Source organism: Archangium minus, from assembly GCF_044360475.1.
In the GTDB taxonomy this organism is placed as follows: Bacteria; Myxococcota; Myxococcia; order Myxococcales; family Myxococcaceae; genus Archangium; species Archangium minus.
This window is the reverse complement of sequence record NZ_CP043494.1, coordinates 683,669-703,476: the sequence shown is the minus strand read 5'-3', so window position 1 is coordinate 703,476 and position 19,808 is coordinate 683,669. Positions and strand designations below refer to the sequence as shown.

Genomic DNA, 19,808 nt, shown 5'->3' with positions numbered 1-19,808 from the left:
GCGGAGCAGTAGACTTGGGGGCATGAGCCCCGAGACCCTGGAGTTGTTGGCGGACGCGTCGCAGTACGCCGCGGTGTGCTTCATTGGCGCCTTCATCGGCATTGGAGAGCTCATCTCCCGGTACAAGGACGACCCCTTCCGGGCCATCGCCAACCCGCACGCCTTCACCTACACGCTGGTCAACGTGCTCGCGGCGGCCATGGCGCTGCTAGCGCTCAGGACCATGCCCTGGAGCATCGGCATCACCCAGAACATGGTGGGGCTGGCGCCCACGGCGAACGAGGGAGGCGTGGCGGCGCAGCGGATCGGCCAGACGCTGCTCGCCGGCTTCGGAGCCATGGGCATCCTCCGCTCCTCGGCGTTCATGGTGCGCTCTGGAGATCAGGACGTTGCTATTGGACCCAGCGCGCTGCTGCAGGTCATCCTCTCCGCCACCGACAGAGCCGTGGACCGGGCCCGCGCCAAGGTGCGCGCGGAGCTGGTGGCCAAGACGATGCAGACCGTCTCCTTCGCGCAGATTCACGAGGCCCTGCCAGTGCTCGCCTTCTCGATGATGCAGAACCTGAGCGCCAGCGAGAAGGAGGACTTCGCGCAGGAGCTCTCGCAGATCCGCCAATCCACCATCGACGACAAGGCGAAGAGCATCTGCCTGGGGCTGTCGCTCAGCAACCTCGTGGGCCAGGACGTGCTGGACGCCGCGGTGGAGGCGCTGCGCAACACCGTCGTCGCGGGGGGAAACCCGGAGAAGCTCGCTCACACCCCAACCCCGCCCGCGGTACGTCAGGAGGCGGGGACACCTCCCAGCGTGTCGAAGTAGGCCCGCTCGCTCAGTCCACGCGCACCAGCGACACGGTGCGCACACTCTGGGCCGGAGGATCCACCTCCACCGCGAGGAAGTGCCGTCCCACGCCGTCGAACTGCTCGGGGATGGCCCCGCCGCCTCCCGAGATGAACGCCGGAATCCCCGCGTTGGAGAACACGTAGTACGAGTGCACGTGGCCGTAGAGCGTGAGGTCCAACCGCGCACGCGCCAGCTTCGCCAGCAGGGACGCCGCCTCGTTGCGGCTCGCGAAGGCGCCGTTGCGCACGCCAATGGGGTCCACCAACGGGATGTGCGTGCCCAGGATGTGCACCGAGTCCCGCCCTGCCTCCAACCACCGGTCCAGCTCCACCTCCGCCCTCGGGTCCAACGAGCCGTTGCCCGAGTCGATCATCGTGAAGTGCGCGCCCTGGAAGGTGAAGTGCAGGTTGCCCCGGCCGAAGTACTCGTGGAAGCGAGGATCCGGGTTGAGCAGCTCGTGGTTGCCCAGCGTGGCGAACAGCGGGATGCGCGACTCCTGCAGGCGGGACTGGAACTCCTCCAGTTGCTCAATGGTGCCCCGCTGCGTCAGGTCTCCCGAGAAGAAGATGAAGCGCAGCGTGGGGTCCGCGTTGATGCGCTGGTAGATGTCACCCACCCGAGGCAGCGCCTCCTGCACGTCCGCCAGCGCCGCGAAGCGGAAGGGCCTCGGCTGATCCCACAGCGGGGGCGCCACCGTCAGCCGCGCCTCCGCGCCCGCCGGAAGCCGCACCTGCCACCGCTTCACCGTGGGCAGCGGTCCGGGCAGAGCGTCCACCAGCAGCGGCTCGTCGCCGACCTTCACCGTGAGCTCCGCGTCCGGCATGGCGTTGCGCACCACCACCGTCCACGTCTCATTGGCCCCGGCCGAGGACACCGCGCGCACGTGGAAGGCCGGCGCCGAGCCCCACAGCGTCAGCGTGCCCGCCTCCACCTGGCGCACCACCGCCAGCCCGTCCTCCACCGTGAAGGCCACGCCGCTGGCCTCCACGCGCCCTACCTCCAGATCCTTCAACGCGCGCTCCTCGGCGGGCCGCATGCTGCAACCCCCGGCCACCAGCGCGAGCGCGACGGCCACCCGGCGAACGTTCCTCACGGCTCACCTCCCAACGCGTAGACGAGTGACAGCCGGCCCACCACGGCCGAGCCCACCTGCATGTCCGCGGACACGCCCCAGCGCTCGGTGAGGAGCATGCGTCCGCGCAACCCGAGGAACCCCGGCACGCCGCCCCCCGCCTTGATGCCACCCGGGAAGTCGTCCTTGCGGTGGTCGTAGTAGAGGAGCGCCTCGCCCCGGAAGGGCCCGCCGCTCCCCAGGTACACGCCATAGCCCATGGTGAAGAGGAGCTGCTCGAAGAGGATGTCGTCCACCGGGCCCGTGTAGTCGTAGCGCTGCATGGCGAAGCCCACGCCCATCTCCGCGAAGGAGCCGGCCATCCTCGGGCTGAAGCGCGCCATGTCGTAGCGGCCCCGCAGGAAGAGCTCGCCGCCGCCCAGGGCGAAGTCCTCAGTAGGGTAGCGGTGCACGAGCGCCGCGGCCTCCAGGTCCAGCGCCGTGCCGTCCCCACCGCCGCGCGCGGCCTCGGGCGCCCCCATCAGCCGGTACGCCCCGCCCACGCGCACGCGCAGGTTGCCATCGTCCGGCGACAGCCTCGCTCCGGCCTCCAGGCGCACACGCTCCAGCCGCGCCAGCGCACCCACCGAGACGAAGTGTCGGTACTCGAAGATCGGATCCACCACGTGTTGGTAGCCCACCTCCAGCTCCACGGGGGGCAGGCGCTGAGGCACCAGGCCGGGCGGAAACGCGGGCGACAGCGCCGCATAGAGGTTGGACAGCGTGGAGATGGAGAAGAGGCCCACCCCCGCCAGCGTCACCGCGTACAGCGGGCCGATGATGCGGCGCGAGGCTCCAGACAGCGCGATCGGCACCCCGCCCACGGCCAACAGCCCGAGGCCCGAGCCCTCCAGGAGGAAGAGCCGCTTCGCCGTCCCAGTATCCCCTGCCACGAGCGGCCCCAGCCCGTGCAGCAGCAGGCCGGGCACCACCGACACGGCCGTGGGCAGCACCGCGAAGGGCGGCCGTGACACAAACGTGACCTCGGACGCCGGAGCGAGCCCCCCGCCGGCCACCACCGGTGCGGGCACGGGCTCCAAGGCCCCGGGGCCCGCCACAACGGGCGCATCCCCGGGCCCCACCGCCGAAACCTCGGACGTCTGGGCCCTTACCGCAAAGGGCAGCACCACCAGGGCGAGCACCACCAACTGTCGCACCATCGTTCCACCCCTCTTCTTCACGGGTGATCCACCCATTCCGCCCTACTCGGACCCCCACCGGCACGGGTGATCCGCCCCATTCCGCCCTACTCGGACTCCTACCGGACTGGATTCCAGGATAGAACGTTCCCTGGTGGATTCGCATACCCTCCCGCCCAGGTAGGTACAAAGGCCACCCGCGCCCCTCCTTCGGGACTTTTGGATGAAGCGGGGTATGCTCCGCTTCTCGTCCTCTTCAACAACGCGACCCGCATCGTGGCCCCCAACGAAGCCCGGGAGTTTGGCAAATACGAACTGGTCTCGAAGCTCGCCGCGGGCGGGATGGCCGTCACCTATCGCGCGAGGATGAAGGGCGCAGCGGGGGTGACCAAGCCGGTGGTCATCAAGCAGATCCTCCCCCACTTCGCTGACGAGCCCGACTTCGTCGAGATGTTCGTCAGCGAGGCGCGCGTGGCCGCGGGCCTCACCCACGGCAACATCGCGCAGGTCTTCGACTTTGGAGAGATCGACGGTCAGTACTTCCTGGCCATGGAGTTCGTGCACGGCCAGCCCCTGTCCAAGCTGATACGCCGGGCCCAACGCGCGGGCATGCCGTGCATCCCGCTGCCCCTGGCGCTCTTCATCACCACGCAGATCTGCGACGGGCTGGACTACGCGCACCGGCACGTGGGCGAGGACGGAGAGACGATGGGGCTCGTCCACCGCGACGTGTCCCCGGACAACGTGCTCATCTCCTACGAGGGCCAGGTCAAGGTCATCGACTTCGGCATCGCCAAGGCCACGAGCGTCGTGGAGTCGCGCACCTCGCCTGGCACGCTCAAGGGCAAGTACCCGTACTTCTCCACGGAGCAGGCCCGGGGCGAGCAGGACGTGGACGCGCGCTCGGACATCTTCGCCGTCGGCGTGGTGCTCTACGAGATGCTGTGCGGCCGGCGCCCCTACGAGGGCGAGCTCGCGGCCGTGCTGCCGCGCATCCTCGCGGGCGATTACCCGCCGCCCTCCTCGTACAACCCCGCCATCAGCCCCGAGCTGGAAGCGGTGATGGCCACCGCCATGGCGCTGGACCGGGAGGAGCGCTACCCCACCGCGCAGGCCTTCTCCGAGGCGCTGCGCGAGCAGCTCTACTCGGCCTATCCCCGCTTCTCGCCCGCGATGCTGTCGCAGTTCCTGGGCCACCTCTTCAGCGAGGATCTCGCCGCCGAGGGGCGTCGGGTGGAGGTAACCCCCGCCTTCCTGGAGCAGCTCGCCGCGTGGCAGACGCAACCCACGCAGGTGGACGCGGGCGGCCGCTCCAGCTCCGGCGTGCGCAGCGTGCCGCAGCGGCCCGGCAGCGACGATGGCCGGACCGCGAGCAGCCTGAGCGTCCGCACCACCCCGGCCCGGCCCTCCACCAATGGAGCCAGCGGACGGCCCCCGAGCAATGGCAGCGGGCGCACCATCAGCACGGCCACCGGGCGCCGCCTGCCGTCGAACACACGCGCGCAGGCTCCCGCCACCGCGGCCCCACCGGAGCTGAAGAACGAGCCCACCACGTCCGTGTCGGGGCCCGCGACCGCCGTCGATGACGCGCACGACACCCCCGTCGAGGTGCCGGCCGTCACCAACACGGACGTGCCGGATCACCTGCGAGCCCTGCGCCAGACGCAAACCCGGGAGGAGCAGGAGCGCGCGGAGCGGCGCCAGCGGTTGGTGATGCTCATCAGCGTGCCCCTCTTCGGGCTCGCGCTGGTGCTGGGGGGCCTGCACTACGCCTTCTCCGGCAAGAACGAGGGACTCCCCACGGGCTCGCTGTGGATCACCTCCGTGCCCGAAGGCGCCACGGTGAAGCTCAACGGCAAGGACGTGTCCGGCACCACGCCGCTCTTCATCAACGTCCCCCTGGGTCAGGCCAACACTGTCGTGCTCACCCTGCCGGGCTACCGGCCGTGGTCGAAGCGCTTCACCACCACCGCGGAAACCAACCCCCCTCTGCGCGCGGAGCTCGAGCGCCTCGAGCCGGAGCCGACTGCCCCCCCGACGACGCCCCCACCGGCAATCACCGCGGCGCAACCCGAGCCCGCGGCGGAGGAGAAGACAACCCCCGAGCCGGCGCCGGACACCAGGTTCATCGCGGTGGACTACCCCACGCGGGTGTTCGTCCTGCGCCCCAAGTACAACGCGTTCCCGCTGAGCCTGTACGCCACCGCGTCCATCGAGCTCGCCCCCGGCTCGAGCTACTCCGTCAGCACGGAGGGCGGCGCCTCGCTCTCCAAGGGGCGGGGGGGCGCGACTTCCACGCTGGCCTACTACCTCGAGGGGGACAACCTCTCCGCGGACGAGTCCTTCGGGCTGATCGGCCCAGCGGCTCGCACCTTCAAGGGCGTGCGCCGCATGCACGTCTTCCTGCTGGACGACACCCTGGAGGACAACAGCGGCACGGTGCGGGTGCACCTGCGCCAGTCCAAGTGGGTGGCCCCTCGCAGCCTCACCTTCGACGCTACCCGGGATGCGCTGGTGCTCCAGCCCCACCACCAGCTGACGCTGCGCGGGCTCAACCCGGACGCCACCTACCTGCTCACCGTGCGCGACGACTTCGCGGAGCTGCAAGCGGGCCCTAACGGCCGTACAGGTCGGGTGCTGTGCGCCGAGAGCAGCCAGAAGTCCGCCCGGCGCAACCACCGGCTGTTGGAGGTGGGCAAGCGCTACCAGCTGACAGGCGCGGACACGCTGCGCTGCACCTTCCCGGACAACCGTGTGGAGGACAACGTTGGTGCGTTCGAGGTGGACATCGTGGATGTCACGTCCATGTCTCGGCGGGAGCGCACCGCGGCCCTGCGCGGATCATCCCGTTGACCAACAAATACCTTCAGGTTAGGTAGGGGGTGCGGACGATCAGGCGCCAGCAGCCTCTCTCGTCCAACCCTTTGGAACTCCCCAGCCGGGCGACCACCGCTTCTCTTCGCATCTCGGAGGCGATGTGTACCCTCTATGTCGTAGGGACCCACACAGGGTCGACTTTGGGGATGACAACAAGTTCCTTCCGTAAGGGCTCATGGGGGCCGCAGCAGTTCCGCGGCCCGGCTCAACAAGGCTGGGAAAGGCACGTGGGCGCGGAGCCGCTATCGGCACCGGGCCCACGGGTCTTTTGCGGGTCTGCTCACAGCTCCAGGACGGCGCGGTAGCGCACCTCGTTGCGAGCGACACGGCCGATCGCCGTGTTGATGTCCTTCAGGGGGAAGGTCTCCGTGCGGGCGCGGATGCCGTTGCGGGCCGCCACCTCGAGCATCTCTCGGATGTCGCTCGGGCTGCCGGTGTTGCTGCCGCTCACCTTCTTGTTCCCAAAGATGAGAGGGAGGGCAGGCAGCATCAGGGGCGAGGGCGGAATACCCACGAAGCACAGGGTGCCGCGCGGGCGCAGGGTGGCCACGTAGTCCAGCCACGGCAGATCCGCCGTCACGGTGGAGAGGAGGAAGTCGAAGGAGCCACGCACCGCGCCCAGGGCCGACGGCTCGCGGGCGGCGATGAAGCGTTGAGCGCCCAGGGCGCGCGCCTCGGTCTCCTTGTCCGGCGAGGTGGAGAAGGCCGTCACCTCGGCCCCCATGGCGCGAGCGAACTGCACGGCGAGGTGGCCCAGGCCGCCCACGCCGATGATGCCCACGCGGGAGTGCGCGCCAATGCCGGCCTCGCGCAGCGGCGAGTAGACGGTGATGCCGGCGCACAGCAGCGGCGCGGCGTCGCGCGAGGGCAGGGCCTCGGGGATGGGGAGAGCGAAGCGGGCATTCACGCGGATGCGGTCCGCGAAGCCGCCGGGGCCCGGGATGCAGGTGGGCTGCTGCAGGGCACAGAGGTTCTCCTCGCCCCGCTCACACCACTCACAGGTGCCGCAGCTGCCGCACTGCCCGCCCACGCCCACGCGCTGGCCCGGCGTCAGGCCCCGCACCGCCGAGCCCACCTGCGCCACGGTGCCGATGATCTCGTGGCCCGCCACCAGCGGGAACTGGCTCATCTTCCAGTCGTCGTTCAGCAGGTGCAGATCGCTGTGGCAGATGCCGCAGTGGGAGATGGCGATCTCCACGTCACCGGGGCCCAGCGGCCTGGCCTCGAAGGAGTAAGGCTCGAGCGGCTTGCCCGCGGCGGGGGCGGCGTAACCATGGAAGGTGGACATGAGTGCTCCTCAGCAGGGTTCTCCGCGTCACAAACGCGGAGGTCGGGAGCCCCATGCTACCGGGCTCCCACCACCCCAGGGGAGTCACCCCCCCTCGGCACTCATGCCACCTGACGTCAGAATTCCACTCAGATGTCGAGGTTCTGCACGTCCAGTGCGTTGCGCTCGATGAATTCGCGCCGCGGCTCGACGGCCTCGCCCATGAGCAGCGAGAAGATCTCATCGCTCTCCACGGCGTCCTCGATGCGCACCTGCAGCAGCGTGCGGGTGACCGGGTTCATCGTGGTCTCCCAGAGCTGCTCCGGGTTCATCTCGCCCAGACCCTTGTAGCGCTGCAGGCCTAGCCCCTTCTGCGCGTCCTTGCGCACCGCGGCCAGCACCTCCTGCACCGACAGCGCCGTCACATCCCCATCGCCCACCTTCACCGTGTACGGCGCCTTGCCCAGCGCGCCGAACACGTCGCGCAGGCCCACCAGCTCCAGGTACTCGGGCGACGACAGGAAGCCGTGGTCGAACACCGTCTGGCGCAGGCCGCCGTTGATGTCCGTCTTCACCACCAGCTTGCGCGTGTGGTGCTCCGGGTCCTCCGGGAAGGAGACGTCGAAGCGGCCCAGCGTGTCCGGCATGCGCGCCTTCAGGTAGGCCGTCATCTTCTCCACCTGCTCGCGCAGCACGGCCTCGTCGCTCAGCGAGCCCGCGTTCACGTCGCACGCCTGCACCAGCGCGTCCACCACGCGTGCATCCCGCCGCGCCGCCAGCTTCTCCAGGCGCTCCTCGTACGTAATCACCTTCTCCAGGAGCGAGCGCAGCTCCGAGCCGCCGATCTCCCCACCCGGAATCACCACGCGCGAGTGCTCGGACGCGGTCCGCAGCAGGTAGTCGTTCAGCCCCCGCTCGTCCTTCACGTACATGTCCTTCTTGTTGCGCGTGACTTTGTAGAGCGGCGGCTGCGCGATGTAGAGGTAGCCCTTCTGGATGAGCTCCGGCATCTGCCGGTAGAAGAACGTCAGCAGCAGCGTGCGGATGTGGCTGCCGTCGACGTCGGCGTCCGTCATCAGGATGATGCGGTGGTAGCGCGCCTTCTCCGGATCGTAATCCTCGCGGCCGATGCCCGTGCCCAGCGCCGTAATCAACGTCACGATTTCAGCGCTCGTGAGCATCTTCTCGAAGCGCGCCTTCTCGACGTTCAGAATCTTACCGCGCAGCGGGAGGATGGCCTGGTTGCGCCGATCGCGGCCCTGCTTGGCGGAGCCACCTGCGGAGTCACCCTCGACGATGTAGAGCTCGCTCTCGCTGGGGTCTCGGCTCTGGCAGTCGGCGAGCTTGCCCGGTAGCGAGCCGCCGTCCAGCACGCCCTTGCGCCGCACCGTCTCACGCGCCTTGCGCGCGGCGATGCGGGCCCGCGTGGCATCGCCAATCTTGGCGACGATCTTCTTGCTGACGACCGGGTTCTCCTCGAGGAAGGTGGCGAGCTGATCATTCACCATCTGCTCGACCAGGCCCTTCACCTCGCTGTTGCCCAGCTTCGTCTTCGTCTGTCCCTCGAACTGGGGGTTGGAGAGCTTCACGGAGATGACGGCGGCCAGACCCTCGCGCGCGTCCTCGCCCGTGGGCGTCTCCTTCAGGTCCTTCCACTGCCCGCTCTTCTCGGCGTAGCTGTTGAGCGTGCGCGTGAGCGCGGCCTTGAAGCCAGACAGGTGGCTGCCACCCTCGTGCGTGTTGATGTTGTTGGCGAAGGTGAAGATGCGCTCGTCGTAGCCATCGTTCCACTGCAGGGCGATCTCCAGCGACACGCCCTCCTTCTCCGTGCGGAAGTGGATGGGCTTGTCGTTGAGCGCCTGCTTCGCCTTGTTGATGTACTCGACGAAGGAGACGATGCCGCCGTCGAACTTGAAGTCGTGCTCCTTGCCGATGCGCATGTCACGGATGACGATGCGCAGGCCGGCGTTGAGGAACGCGAGCTCGCGCATGCGCTGGCTGAGCGTGTCGAAGTTGAAGTCCACCGTCTCCATGACGGTCGGGTCCGGCTTGAACCAGATGAGCGTGCCGCGCTTGTCCGTCTCGCCCACGAGGGCCGGCGGGCCATTGGACACGCCGCGCGCGTACGACTGCTCGTACACCTTGCCGGTGCGCTGCACGCGGACCTTGAACCACTCGGACAGGAAGTTGACGCAGGTGACGCCCACGCCGTGCAGGCCGCCGGACACCTTGTAGGCGCCGTTGCCGAACTTGCTGCCGGCGTGCAGCTCCGTCAGCACCACCTCCAGCGTGTCCTTGCCCTTGAACTTGGGGTCCGGGTGCGGACCCACGGGAATGCCACGGCCGTTGTCCTGCACGGAGAGCGAGCCATCCACGTGGATGACCACCTCGATGTCCGTGCAGTGGCCCGCCAGGGCCTCATCGACCGAGTTGTCCACCACCTCGTAGACGAGCTTGTGCAGCCCGTACGTCATGGTGTCGCCGATGTACATGCCCGGACGCTTGCGAACGGCCTCCAGGCCCTCCAACTTCGTGATGGCACCGGTGTCGTAATCCACAGGCGACGGCGCCGCGGCGGCGCCGGTGGCGGGGATGTTTTCCATGCGCGAAAAGTCCTTGAAAAACGCTACGCGGGGAACCGGTTGTGCCTACCACTTCGAGGCACCCCGGACAAGATTGATGAGAACACGCAAGGCAGCGAAAAGATTCACGAAATGCCTCGCGCGACGCTATGCGTCATAACGCGGGGCGGGCTTCCTTTCTTCCAGGGCGCTCGCCAGCTCGCTGAACACCGTCCGCGAGGGAAAAAGATGCCGTGTCACGAGCACTCGGCCGCCCTCGTCCAGGAAGATGCCGAGCAGCTCTCCCTTGGCCCCGAGTCGGCGCACCGACTCGATCTGCCCCCAGGCCAACTGGAGCTGACTGCCCGTGAAGGGGCGAGCCAATTGAACACCCCGGGTGCTCAGGGTGATGCCCCAGCCAGGGCGCGGACGCAGCCGGTGCCAGGCGAAGACGAAGACGAGCATCAGCCCTCCCGTGATGCCTGCTCGGGCCATGGCCAGAGGGGTGTTACCAGCCGCCCGGGCATCCGCCAGCGCCCAGGCACTGAGGATGGCAAGCGTGCACGCGCCCACGAAGAGGGCTCGGCGCGTCGGACGGGGATCGAAGGCGAAGAAGCGGGGCTCCATGCGAGCGCTTGCACCCTAACCTCATAGAGGGCCCATCGGGGATTTTCCTGCCAGCGGCTGTCCACCCGCGAGCGCATGGAAGCGCCTACCCTGGCGCTCATGACGGACGCTGAACTCAATGCGCGCTTGCGTGCCAACCTCCTGGGCTATCGGCTGCTCCAAGCGAGGACAGGTCCGTTGCGGCTGCTGGAGTTGCCTGGGGTGTGGGCCTTTGCCCTGCCTGGGTACGAGCACAGCCTCTTCCACCACCAGGTGCTGTACGAGGAGGCCCGGGCACTCGCCAGAGCCCTCGCGTCCCTGGAGGCGTGGTACCGCGAGCAGGGGGTGCGCAGCTGGCGCGTACTCGTGCAACCGGGAGACGTGGCCGCGGAGGCCCTGCTGGCCCGGGCAGGACACCGGCTCGAGGATGAGTTCCCGGGGATGGGCCTCCCCCTGGCGCACACGCCGCCCCACCTGCCTCTGGGCACCACCCTGGAGCACCCGGAGCGGCTGGACGAGGTGCTGGCGCTCAACGCGCTCTTCTACGGCGGCGCGGGCGTCGTCCACATCGAGCCGTGGCGCACCCGGCCGCCTCCCGAAATACACGCCGTGCTGATCCGCGAGGCCGGCCGGGCCCTCGCCGGGGGCCTCTGCTTCGAACAGGGCGACACCGCGGGCATCTACCTGGTGGCCACCCACCCCGACGCGCACCGCCGGGGGCTGGGCGCCCTGGTGATGAGAGGCCTGCACGCGGACGCGCACGCCCGGGGCTGCACCGTCGCCGTCCTCCAGGCCACGGACATGGGGCATGGCCTGTACCAGCAGCTCGGTTACCGGGACCTGGGCGCGTGGAGGAACTGGGTGCGCCGCATCGACTGAGGGCTCACTCGCGCAGCAGGTGCTGGCCCACCGTCTCCACCAACACCTCCACGTCCACGGGCTTGCGCAGGTAGGCACACGCGCCCACCTCGGCGGCCACGACGGCGTTGCTGGCCGAGGCGGAGAAGATGACCACGGGGATGTGCTTCCACTCGGGCACCGCGTGCATCTCCTGGGCGAAGCCGTGGCCGTCCAGCACCGGCATCATCATGTCCAGCAGCACCAGGCCAGGCAGCGGCCGCGTGCGCGCGAGCACCTCCAGCGCCTCACGGCCATTGCAGGCGCCCAGCACGGTGAAGCCCGCGTCGCGCAGCACCTCCTCGAGCGCCTCGCGCAGGTCCGTGTCGTCATCCACCACCAGCAAGGGGCGTGTCATGCGGGCTCCATGGGCAACTCCAGGGTGAAGCGGGCTCCGCCGCCCGGGCGCGACTCGGCCCACACGCGGCCTCCGTGCGCCTCAGCGGCCCGGCGCGCCAGGTACAGCCCCAACCCCAACCCTCCATACGAGCGCGAGGATACCGCCCGTCCGAAGCGCTCGAAGATGCGCTCGAGCTGGTCCTCGGGAATGCCAATACCCCGGTCCTCCACCACCAGGCGCGTCACCTTCCCGTCCGAGGTCACCCGCACCTCCACGGGCTGGCGCGGGCCGAACTTGAGGGCGTTGGCCACCAGCCCGGACACCACCTGCTCCACCCGCATTCGGTCCCACTGCCCCACCAGCCCCCGAGGGACGTCCCACTTCAGCGCGCACCCCACGGCCTGGGCCTCGGCCTCGAAGCGCTCCAACACCTCACCGACCAGCTCCCCCAGGTCCACCCGCTCCAGGGCCAGGGGCAGCTCGCCGGTGGACAGACGCGACACGTCCAGCAGCGTCTCCACCAGCGTGCCCAGGCGCCGCACCTGGCGCAGGCCCCGCTCCAGCCGCTCCGCCAGGTCCCCCGAGGACTCGCGCCGCGCCCGCTGCACGAGCGTGCCCAGCTGCAACCCCAGCGTGGTGAGCGGGGTGCGCAGCTCGTGGGCGGCCACGGCGAGGAACTCGTCCCGCAGGCGGATGGCCTCCTGGGACTCGCGGTAGAGGCGTGCGTTCTCCAGTGCCAGGGCAGAGCGGCGCGCCAGCTCCAGGGCCACGGACAGGTCCGATTGAGAGAAGCGCGGCCGGCCCTCCGAAGCGCCCAGCGTCATCACGCCCAGGTTCACCGTGCGTCCCCGCAGGGGCACGTGGATGACGGAGCGCAACCCCAGGCTCAGCAGATAGCGCAGGTGCTCCGGGGAGCGCGCCAGTACCTCTAATCGGGACGAGGGCACGTCCGTCAGCAATTGCGGCTCGCCGCTGCGCCACACCCCCGCGGGGCCCGTGGCCGCGCTCGGATCCACGGGGAAGCGCCGAGCCATCTCGAAAGCGCGCGCCACCTGCGCCGGCTCCTCGTGCTCCAGCGCCGCCATTCGGAGCGTCTTCCCGTCATCGGAGTAGTAGAGGGTACACCAGGAGGCCAGCTCCGGCACCGCCAGGCGTACCACCTGCTCCAGCGTCGCCTGGAGCTCCAACGAGCCCGCCAGCCTCTCGCTGGCGCGCGACAGCAGCGCCCTGTCTCGCTCGGCCCGGGCGCGCTCCTGACGGATGCGGGCCTCCCCCAGCTCGCGCGACACGGCGGCCGGCAACCGGGTGAGGAGCGACTTGGGGAAGTAGTCGCGCGCCCCGGCCTTCATCACCTCCACGCCTTCCCACTCGCCCACGCTGCCGGAGACGACGATGAAGGGGATGTCCAGGCCGCTGTCGTGCACCACGCGCAGCGCCGAGGGGGCGTCGAAGCCGGGCATGCAGTAGTCGGAGAGGATGACGTCCCAAGGCTGCTGCCTCAACGCCGCGCGCAGCTCCTCGGCCGTCTGCACCCGCTCGCAATGCACCGCGAAGCCGCCCCGGCGCAGCTCACGCTCCACCAACACCACGTCATCCGGGTTGTCCTCTACCGCCAGGACGCGCAAAGGCGTCGTCATCCATGCACCCCCGACTCCGGTGCGCGGTTGAGCGCCAGCCAGTAGAGGCCGAGCTGACGCGCCGCCTCGACGAACTCGGTGTAGCTCACCGGCTTGCGCACGTAGCTGTTACAACCGTGGCTGTAGCTCTCCACCAGGTCCTTCTCCTCGTCCGAGGAGGTGAGGATGACCACGGGAAGGAAGCGGGTGCGCACGTCGGCGCGGATCTGCCGCAGCACCTCGTGCCCGTTCAGGCGCGGCAGCTTGAGGTCCAACAACACCAGGGAGGGCAGCGGCACGCTGGCCCTGTGCGCATGCGCACCCCGTGCGAAGAGGTAGTCGAGCGCCTCCACACCATCCTCCACCACGTCCAGCGGTTGGGTGAAGCCCGCGCGCTGAAAGGCACGCCGGGTGAGGTCCACGTCGTCCGGGTTGTCCTCCACAAGGAGGATGGAACGTTGGCTGCTCATGGGAGCGACTCCTGGAGGGTAAAACGAAAGGTAGTCCCCTGGCCCGGAGTGGACAGGGCCTCGATGAGCCCTCCGTGCCGATGGACGATGCGCTGCACCGTGGCCAGGCCAATGCCCGTGCCCGGGAACTCGGTGGACTTGTGCAGCCGCTGGAAGGGGCTGAAGAGCTTGCTCGCGTACGCCATGTCGAACCCCACTCCGTTGTCGCGCACAGCGTAGTGAGTCACCCCGTCGGCCGTCTCCGCGAAGAACTCGATGTGGGCATCCGAGCGCTTGCTGGTGAACTTCCAGGCATTGCCCAGGAGGTTCTCCATGACCACCCGGAGCAGCCGCGAGTCCCCCCGCGCGGTGAGGCCAGGCTGGAGGGAGAACGTCACGTCGCGACTGGGCTCGCGCTGGCGCAGCTCCTGGACCACGGACCCTGCGATTGCACTGAGGTCCACCGGCTCGGTCTTGAGCTCGGCGCGGGTGACGCGGGAGAGCTTCAACAGGTCATCGATGAGCTGGCCCATGCGCGTGGTGGCCCCCTGCAGGCGCGTGAGCAGTTGGAGGCCGTCGGATGACAAGCGCTCGCCCTCGTCCTCGCGAATCGCCTGGGCGAAGCCGTCGATGGCGCGCAGGGGGGCGCGCAGGTCATGGGAGACGGAATAGCTGAAGGACTCCAGCTCCTGGTTGGCGGTGGTGAGCTCGGCGGTGCGCAGGGCGACGCGGGCCTCCAATCGGGCCTCGCTGGCGCGCAGCGCGTCCGCCTGGGCACGCACCTGGACGAGGCTGGAGCCATAATCCTGCGCCAGAGTGAGCAGCTGGCGCCGGCTGAACCACGCCAGCAGCACGCCCACGACGAGCGTCCAGAGCACGCCGACGATGAAGGTGACCCGGCCCGCCCGCTCGGCCTCGAACCCCCGGACACTGGCGCGCTGGCGCTCCTCGTCGGCGATGGTGTCCAGGGTCATCCGGATGGCATCCATCCGGGACTTGCCAGCACCCGAGCGCACCAGGGCCAACCACTCGCCCTTCTGGTGGAAGAGGGAGAGCTGCTCCGCGGCCACCCGCTCCCAGTCCCGCCAGCGCTCGCGCAGCTCCCTCATCCAGCTCCCTTGCATGGGCTCGTCCGACAGGCCGTGCTCCAGATCCTCGAGCGACCGGGGCAACTGTTGTCCGGCCGCCTGGTAGGGTTCCAAGAAGGCGGGGTCACCCGTGAGGAGATAGCCACGCATGCCGGTCTCCCGATCGATGAACAGCTGACGCACGCGCTCCACCCGGGTGAGGGTCTCCTGTGAGCGCCGCGCCTCCTCCTGGGTCTTGACCAGGTTGCCCACCACCCCAAGTAGGACGACCGCGAGCATGAGCAACAGCGTCAACGGCAGCAGGATGGCGCGCAGCAGCAGGCGGCGAAAGCGACGAGGGTCGGTCGGAGGAACCGCATGGGCGAGAGTGGAAGACACGTCCCCTCAAAGGTTGGGGCCGGCAGGAGTCCCTTCAACCCGTTCCATACTCCCCGGAGACGAACAGGGGTCGGTGGCTTGCCTGGAATGGGACAGAAGGAGCCTCAGGCGCTCACCAGGCGGTGGAACGTAACGCCGTCCAGGCCCAGCCGTTCGCAGGCCTCGACGAAGCGCTCGGTACAGACAATCGCGGTGGAGAAGTCCTCCAGCCGGAACAGGTCCAGGTGACCGGGAAGCGTGGACGCGTCCAGCAGCAGGTCCTTGTCATCAGGGCGAGTGAGACCGTGACGACCACAACGAGGACAGGGCGGCTTGCGGTTGGAAGGAAGGCAGTCCGGGTGCGCACGGCCCACCGGGAGGAGCTCCAGCTCGAACAACTCGGGCGCGTTGCGCTGACGGAAGCGCAGCTGGGTGGCGCAGCCCTTGAGACCGCGTAGACCCTCGGCCTGAAGCTTCTCCAGTGCCTCGCGCTGCGCCAGCAACCACCAAGGGACGGGTGACACGAGCGGCCCAAAGCGACCCTGCGCCCGGCCTACGAGGGGACCGAAGCCGACACCCGGCTCCAGTAAAGCCCCTGGCGGAAGCAGGGGCAAAACCAACTCCCGGAGCCTTTCATATTCCTCGAAGGGTTCAGCCCGGGGTTCCTCGAAGTCAGCCAAGGCCGCCACTGGAGTCAGATCCACGGAAGGATATGCCTTGGACCCGCCTCCCCAAGTGGCCTTGCAGCCAGGGCAATCGCTGATGCCCGGGAGTAGCCACTTGTGCGTGGCATTCACGTCCCCCGTGTAACCCGACGCTCTGTCTTCCTCGATGAAGAAATAGTCCATGGGGAGGCGCCTTGCCTGCCTCAGTTGCAGTAGTAAGGAACAAGCGGGCCATTCACACCGAAGCGCAACATGAGTTGACCCGCGAAGCGCCAGATCTCCTCCGAATTGGCCCCATCGTTCTGCTTCTGGAACTGCCTCCAGGCGTCATTCCACTGGCCACCTTGGGACCCGCCACTGTGCAACCAGGAGTGAAAGCTCTTGGGGAGCCGAATGGTATAGGCATGAATGTCGATCTTCTTGATCTTGAACCACGCCGCCAATGCTTGCGGAAAGATGTGGTGCTTCTCGAAGGGCTCCCGCGAGGGAAGGCACGGAGGCCGCAGAGCCCTGGGCGCGTACTGGCCACGGATGTTCCAGTTGTGCCAGGGGATCTCGAAGACGGGGTCAACCCCCGTGGGCACAGCCAGCGGGCGTCCCCACCAGCGGCGAGGGGTGCCCACCGAGGGGGGTGAGCGGAGCATCGGTGCCGGCGTCGCTGGAGCCGGCACCATCGCCTGCGCCAACACCACGGGATGGGCGTCCACTTCCGCCACATCCCGGCACCACCAGACGGCACAACCCCGCGCGTCGCACAGCGGCACCACGCAGCTCGGGTCCTCGCGGGCCTCCGCCCACGAGGTCACGGCCTCCAGCGACTCGTCATCCTCACGAACGCTGGGGGCCGAACCCGAACAGGCGCTCAGCAGCACGCCCAGAAGCGCCAGCCATCTCCAGGAGGGCAGCAAGCTCATCCCTCCCACGCTACCACCCGAGCCGCCTCACTTGGCCGCGACCAACTCCGCCTGCGCGGCCGCCACGCCGACACCCGGCTCCGCCCGGTGCCCCGCCGCCGCGAGCGCCCGCTCCACCGCGCCCACCGTGGCCAGCACATCCCCCGGGCTCACCACGTTCATGTGCCCCACGCGGAAGTAGCGCGTCTTGAGCTGCGGGTGCAGTCCCCCGGCGAGCACCACGCCCTGCTCGCGCACCCGGCCGAGCACCGTGGTGTCCACTCCCTCTGGGAAGTACAGCGCGCTGAGCGTATGCGCCGTCACCGACTCGGACACAGGCAGCGTGCGCAATCCCAGCGCTCGCCACCCGGCACGGAAGGCCTGAGCCATGCGGCGATGACGGGCGAAGCGCGCCTCCATTCCCTCGCGCAAAATCTGTCCCAGGCTCACGTCCAGCGCGCACACCAGGTTGACGGGCGGCGTGGCGAAGTAGGCGGCACGGCCGGCCTCGTACGCCTCCATGATGGGGAGCCACTCACTGAAGTCCGCATACAGCGAGCGCACGGGAGTCCTACGGGCCCGCCACGCGGCCATGGCTCGCGGGCTCACCGTGAGCAGCGCCAGCCCCGGCGGCACGCCGATCGCCTTCTGGCTCGCGGTGAGGTACACGTCCGCGCCCCACGCGTCCTGGTGGAACGTCTCGCCCGCAGTGGCGCACACCCCGTCCACCACGGAGAGCACCCCGTGCCGGTTCGCCGCCCGCACCAGCGCCTCCACCGGTGCCAGCACCCCGGTGCTCGTGTCTACGTGGGTGACCGTCATCACCTTGAAGCGGCCATCCGCCAGCATCCGCTCCACCGCCGCCACTTCCGGCGCCTCACCCGGCTCGCACCGCGCCTGCGCCACCTCCGCGCCGTGGCGCTCGAGCAGCGTGGCCATCCGGTCACTGAAATACCCCGTGTTCACCACCAGCGCGCGCTCGCCCGGCTCCACCAGGTTGGCCACCGCCAGCTCCATGGCCAACGTGCCGCTGCCAGCCACCACGAAGGGCTGCGCCGAGGGCGCCAGGCACACCTCGCGCAACCTCTTCAGCGCCCGGCCGAACACGGAGATGAACTCGGGGGCCACGTGGCTGGCCGTCTTCGCGCCCAGCGCTCGCATCACCTCCGGGTCGAACTCCACCGGGCCGGGAATCATCAGCAGGTCTCGCTCGCTCACGGAATTTCCTCTCTGTCGGTTGATGGCGTGGACGGACGTAGCGTACCCCCGTCCGGGACTCCATGCCGGAGTGGAGGGTTGTCCGAAAGGCGCTTCCAGAGGAAGTAGCGACTTTCGCCCCGTGGATAATCCGGCAGCGTTCCGAATCGCTCGTAACCGAGCTTCTCGTAGAAGCCCAGCGCCTGAAAGCTGAAGGTGTCCAGGTGCGCCGCGTGGCAACCCCGCCGCACCGCCGCCTCCTCGATGCTCGCCATCAGGCGCTGTCCCCAACCCCTTCCCCTCAGGCGCTCGTCCACCCACAGGTGACTCACGAAGAGCCAGTCCCAATGGGTGTAGCCCCTGGCGCCTCCGAGCAAGGCCCCGGCCTCCGTGCGGAGGAAGACGGCCAGGGCCCGCGCGTTCTCCTGCGGGACATGCAGATGGTTGTACGCCAGCAGGCTCCGCGTCAGCGCCCGGAGTGCCTCGTCGGAGGGCTCCTGCTCTACCGTCAGCATCACCGACTCAATGGGTTCCATCCCGTCACTCTACAACGCTTAAAGACAGACACCTCCCGGCAACGTTCTTCACGAACTTGTCCAACAGTCGGACAAGTCGCGGAAGAACGAGCCCGGCGGGCCCGTCCGCCGTGTTCTCCGCTGAGCGCCCCGGCGCCCGGACCATGGCCCCTCTTCGAGGGAAGTGGCTGACTGCTGCCCACGATGAGCACCCCCACGTCTCTCCGACTCGGCCTCGCCCTCCTCCTGGCCTGTGGCTGTGCCTCTTCCTCCGCGACTCGCGGCAACCCGCCCGAATCCAAGCCCGATGCGTGGAGCAGCCCACTGCACCGCGACCATCCGCTGGTGGGAAGAGTCTGGGACACACGACAGGGCCGCTGGGTGGAGGAGCCCGCGCTGGTGGCGGAGCTCTCCCGGGCCCGCTTCGTGCTCCTCGGCGAGCAGCACGACAACCCCGACCACCACCGCCTCCAGGCCGAGCTGGTGCGAGCACTCACCGACTCCGGCCGCAAGCCCGTGCTCGCCTTCGAGATGCTCGATGTGGAGCAGCAGCCCGTCATCGACGAGGCACTCACCCGCTCGCCTCGGGAGCCGGATGCCCTTGCCCAGGCCGTCGCCTGGGAGAAGAGCGGCTGGCCCGACTGGGCGCTCTACCGGCCCATCTTCGCCGTGGGCACCGAGCGCGGCCTGCGCATCATCGGCGCCAACCTCCCGCTCGCCCAGGTGAAGGAGCTCGTCACTCGGGGCCCCGAGGCCCTCTCTCCGGAGACACGCAACCGGCTCGGGCTCGAGACGCCCCTGCCAGAGGACATCGCGCGTGCCATGCGCGCGGAGATGCACGAGTCCCACTGCGGCCACCTACCCGAGTCCATGCTCGACCCGATGGTGCTCGCCCAGAGAGCGCGCGACGCGCAGATGGCCGATCGCCTGTTGACCACCGCCACAGCAGACGGCGCCCTCCTCATCACGGGCAACGGCCACGCCCGCACGGACCGCGGCGTCCCCGCGCAGCTCGTCCGACGTGCGCCCGAGCACCCCGTGCGCAGCCTGGCCTTCATTGAGGTCTCTCCCGAGGCCCGCGAGCCACGTGACTACGCGCCCTCCGACAGTCCCGGGCAGCTCCCGTATGACTATGTCTGGTTCACTCCCGCCGCGGAGCGGGAAGACCCGTGCGCCATGTTCCGCAAGCCCCAGGCGCCCGCGCCGGAGAAATCCCCCGGAAAATAGCGTGTCAGGCCCCGCCCACGTGCCGCGTCTCTTCAAGTGTAGGCGGGAGCGACGGCGGATTCGCCCAAGCCCCCGCGATCGCTTTGAAACGCCCGTCCGGAGAGGTCCTACACGCACCTCTGTTGGTTCGAATCCAACCCCGGCGCACTCCATGCGCTGGGT

Annotated in this window: 17 protein-coding genes; 4 read left to right on the top strand and 13 right to left on the bottom strand. The window is 69.0% G+C overall.

Annotation, left to right across the window (positions count from 1 at the left end):
• Positions 1–22 precede the first annotated feature (22 nt).
• On the top strand, positions 23–817 hold the full coding sequence (locus F0U60_RS02975; RefSeq protein WP_395813717.1) for a hypothetical protein: 795 nt from the start codon (positions 23–25) through the stop codon (positions 815–817).
• Between the two features lie 10 nt (positions 818–827).
• Here the strand turns inward: F0U60_RS02975 and F0U60_RS02970 are convergent, their stop codons facing one another.
• Both F0U60_RS02970 and F0U60_RS02965 read right to left on the bottom strand, forming a co-directional pair.
• Complete coding sequence (locus tag F0U60_RS02970) at positions 828–1,934, bottom strand: metallophosphoesterase family protein (protein ID WP_395813715.1); 1,107 nt, start codon at positions 1,932–1,934, stop codon at positions 828–830.
• The gene (locus F0U60_RS02965) at positions 1,931–3,112 is read right to left on the bottom strand and encodes a hypothetical protein (RefSeq protein WP_395813713.1); all 1,182 of its coding nucleotides are present in this window, start codon (positions 3,110–3,112) and stop codon (positions 1,931–1,933) included. The genes F0U60_RS02970 and F0U60_RS02965 overlap by 4 nt, the downstream gene beginning before the upstream one ends.
• Before the next feature lie 255 nt (positions 3,113–3,367).
• Here F0U60_RS02965 and F0U60_RS02960 point away from each other — a divergent pair, with 255 nt between their 5' ends.
• On the top strand, positions 3,368–5,944 hold the full coding sequence (locus tag F0U60_RS02960; RefSeq protein WP_395813711.1) for a protein kinase: 2,577 nt from the start codon (positions 3,368–3,370) through the stop codon (positions 5,942–5,944).
• A gap of 304 nt (positions 5,945–6,248) precedes the next feature.
• Here the strand turns inward: F0U60_RS02960 and F0U60_RS02955 are convergent, their stop codons facing one another.
• The 3 genes from F0U60_RS02955 to F0U60_RS02945 all read right to left on the bottom strand — a co-directional run bounded on the left by F0U60_RS02955 (position 6,249) and on the right by F0U60_RS02945 (position 10,423).
• Positions 6,249–7,256: an NAD(P)-dependent alcohol dehydrogenase gene (locus F0U60_RS02955; RefSeq protein WP_395813709.1), complete on the bottom strand. Its 1,008-nt coding sequence runs from the start codon at positions 7,254–7,256 to the stop codon at positions 6,249–6,251.
• 128 nt (positions 7,257–7,384) lie between these two features.
• Complete coding sequence (gene gyrB, locus F0U60_RS02950; RefSeq protein ID WP_395813707.1) at positions 7,385–9,838, bottom strand: DNA topoisomerase (ATP-hydrolyzing) subunit B; 2,454 nt, start codon at positions 9,836–9,838, stop codon at positions 7,385–7,387.
• 126 nt (positions 9,839–9,964) lie between these two features.
• Positions 9,965–10,423, bottom strand: a complete 459-nt coding sequence (locus tag F0U60_RS02945; RefSeq protein WP_395813705.1) for a hypothetical protein — start codon at positions 10,421–10,423, stop codon at positions 9,965–9,967.
• 75 nt (positions 10,424–10,498) lie between these two features.
• Here F0U60_RS02945 and F0U60_RS02940 point away from each other — a divergent pair, with 75 nt between their 5' ends.
• Complete coding sequence (locus F0U60_RS02940) at positions 10,499–11,281, top strand: GNAT family N-acetyltransferase (protein ID WP_395813703.1); 783 nt, start codon at positions 10,499–10,501, stop codon at positions 11,279–11,281.
• Between the two features lie 4 nt (positions 11,282–11,285).
• Here the strand turns inward: F0U60_RS02940 and F0U60_RS02935 are convergent, their stop codons facing one another.
• From F0U60_RS02935 to F0U60_RS02900, 8 genes are all read right to left on the bottom strand, one after another.
• Positions 11,286–11,657 carry a response regulator gene (locus F0U60_RS02935; RefSeq protein ID WP_395813701.1) on the bottom strand — a complete coding sequence of 124 codons (372 nt, stop codon included), beginning with the start codon at positions 11,655–11,657 and terminating at the stop codon, positions 11,286–11,288.
• Entirely contained in the window at positions 11,654–13,276 is a 1,623-nt protein-coding gene (locus F0U60_RS02930; RefSeq protein ID WP_395813699.1) for an ATP-binding protein, read from the bottom strand. The genes F0U60_RS02935 and F0U60_RS02930 overlap by 4 nt, the downstream gene beginning before the upstream one ends.
• Positions 13,273–13,725 carry a response regulator gene (locus F0U60_RS02925; protein WP_395813697.1) on the bottom strand — a complete coding sequence of 151 codons (453 nt, stop codon included), beginning with the start codon at positions 13,723–13,725 and terminating at the stop codon, positions 13,273–13,275. The genes F0U60_RS02930 and F0U60_RS02925 overlap by 4 nt, the downstream gene beginning before the upstream one ends.
• A complete protein-coding gene (locus F0U60_RS02920) occupies positions 13,722–15,170 on the bottom strand; it encodes a CHASE3 domain-containing protein (protein WP_395813695.1) in 1,449 nt (482 codons plus the stop codon). The genes F0U60_RS02925 and F0U60_RS02920 overlap by 4 nt, the downstream gene beginning before the upstream one ends.
• 104 nt (positions 15,171–15,274) lie before the next feature.
• A complete protein-coding gene (locus tag F0U60_RS02915) occupies positions 15,275–15,997 on the bottom strand; it encodes a double-CXXCG motif protein (protein WP_395813693.1) in 723 nt (240 codons plus the stop codon).
• A gap of 20 nt (positions 15,998–16,017) precedes the next feature.
• The gene (locus F0U60_RS02910) at positions 16,018–16,728 is read right to left on the bottom strand and encodes a TIGR02269 family lipoprotein (protein ID WP_395813691.1); all 711 of its coding nucleotides are present in this window, start codon (positions 16,726–16,728) and stop codon (positions 16,018–16,020) included.
• A gap of 27 nt (positions 16,729–16,755) precedes the next feature.
• Positions 16,756–17,904 (bottom strand): pyridoxal-phosphate-dependent aminotransferase family protein, encoded by a 1,149-nt coding sequence (locus F0U60_RS02905; RefSeq protein ID WP_395825938.1) that lies wholly within the window; start codon positions 17,902–17,904, stop codon positions 16,756–16,758.
• A gap of 17 nt (positions 17,905–17,921) precedes the next feature.
• Positions 17,922–18,440, bottom strand: coding sequence for a GNAT family N-acetyltransferase (locus F0U60_RS02900; protein WP_395813689.1), 519 nt, complete (start codon positions 18,438–18,440; stop codon positions 17,922–17,924).
• A 183-nt stretch (positions 18,441–18,623) separates the two neighbouring features.
• Here F0U60_RS02900 and F0U60_RS02895 point away from each other — a divergent pair, with 183 nt between their 5' ends.
• On the top strand, positions 18,624–19,646 hold the full coding sequence (locus tag F0U60_RS02895) for a ChaN family lipoprotein (protein ID WP_395813687.1): 1,023 nt from the start codon (positions 18,624–18,626) through the stop codon (positions 19,644–19,646).
• The last annotated feature ends 162 nt before the right edge of the window (positions 19,647–19,808 follow it).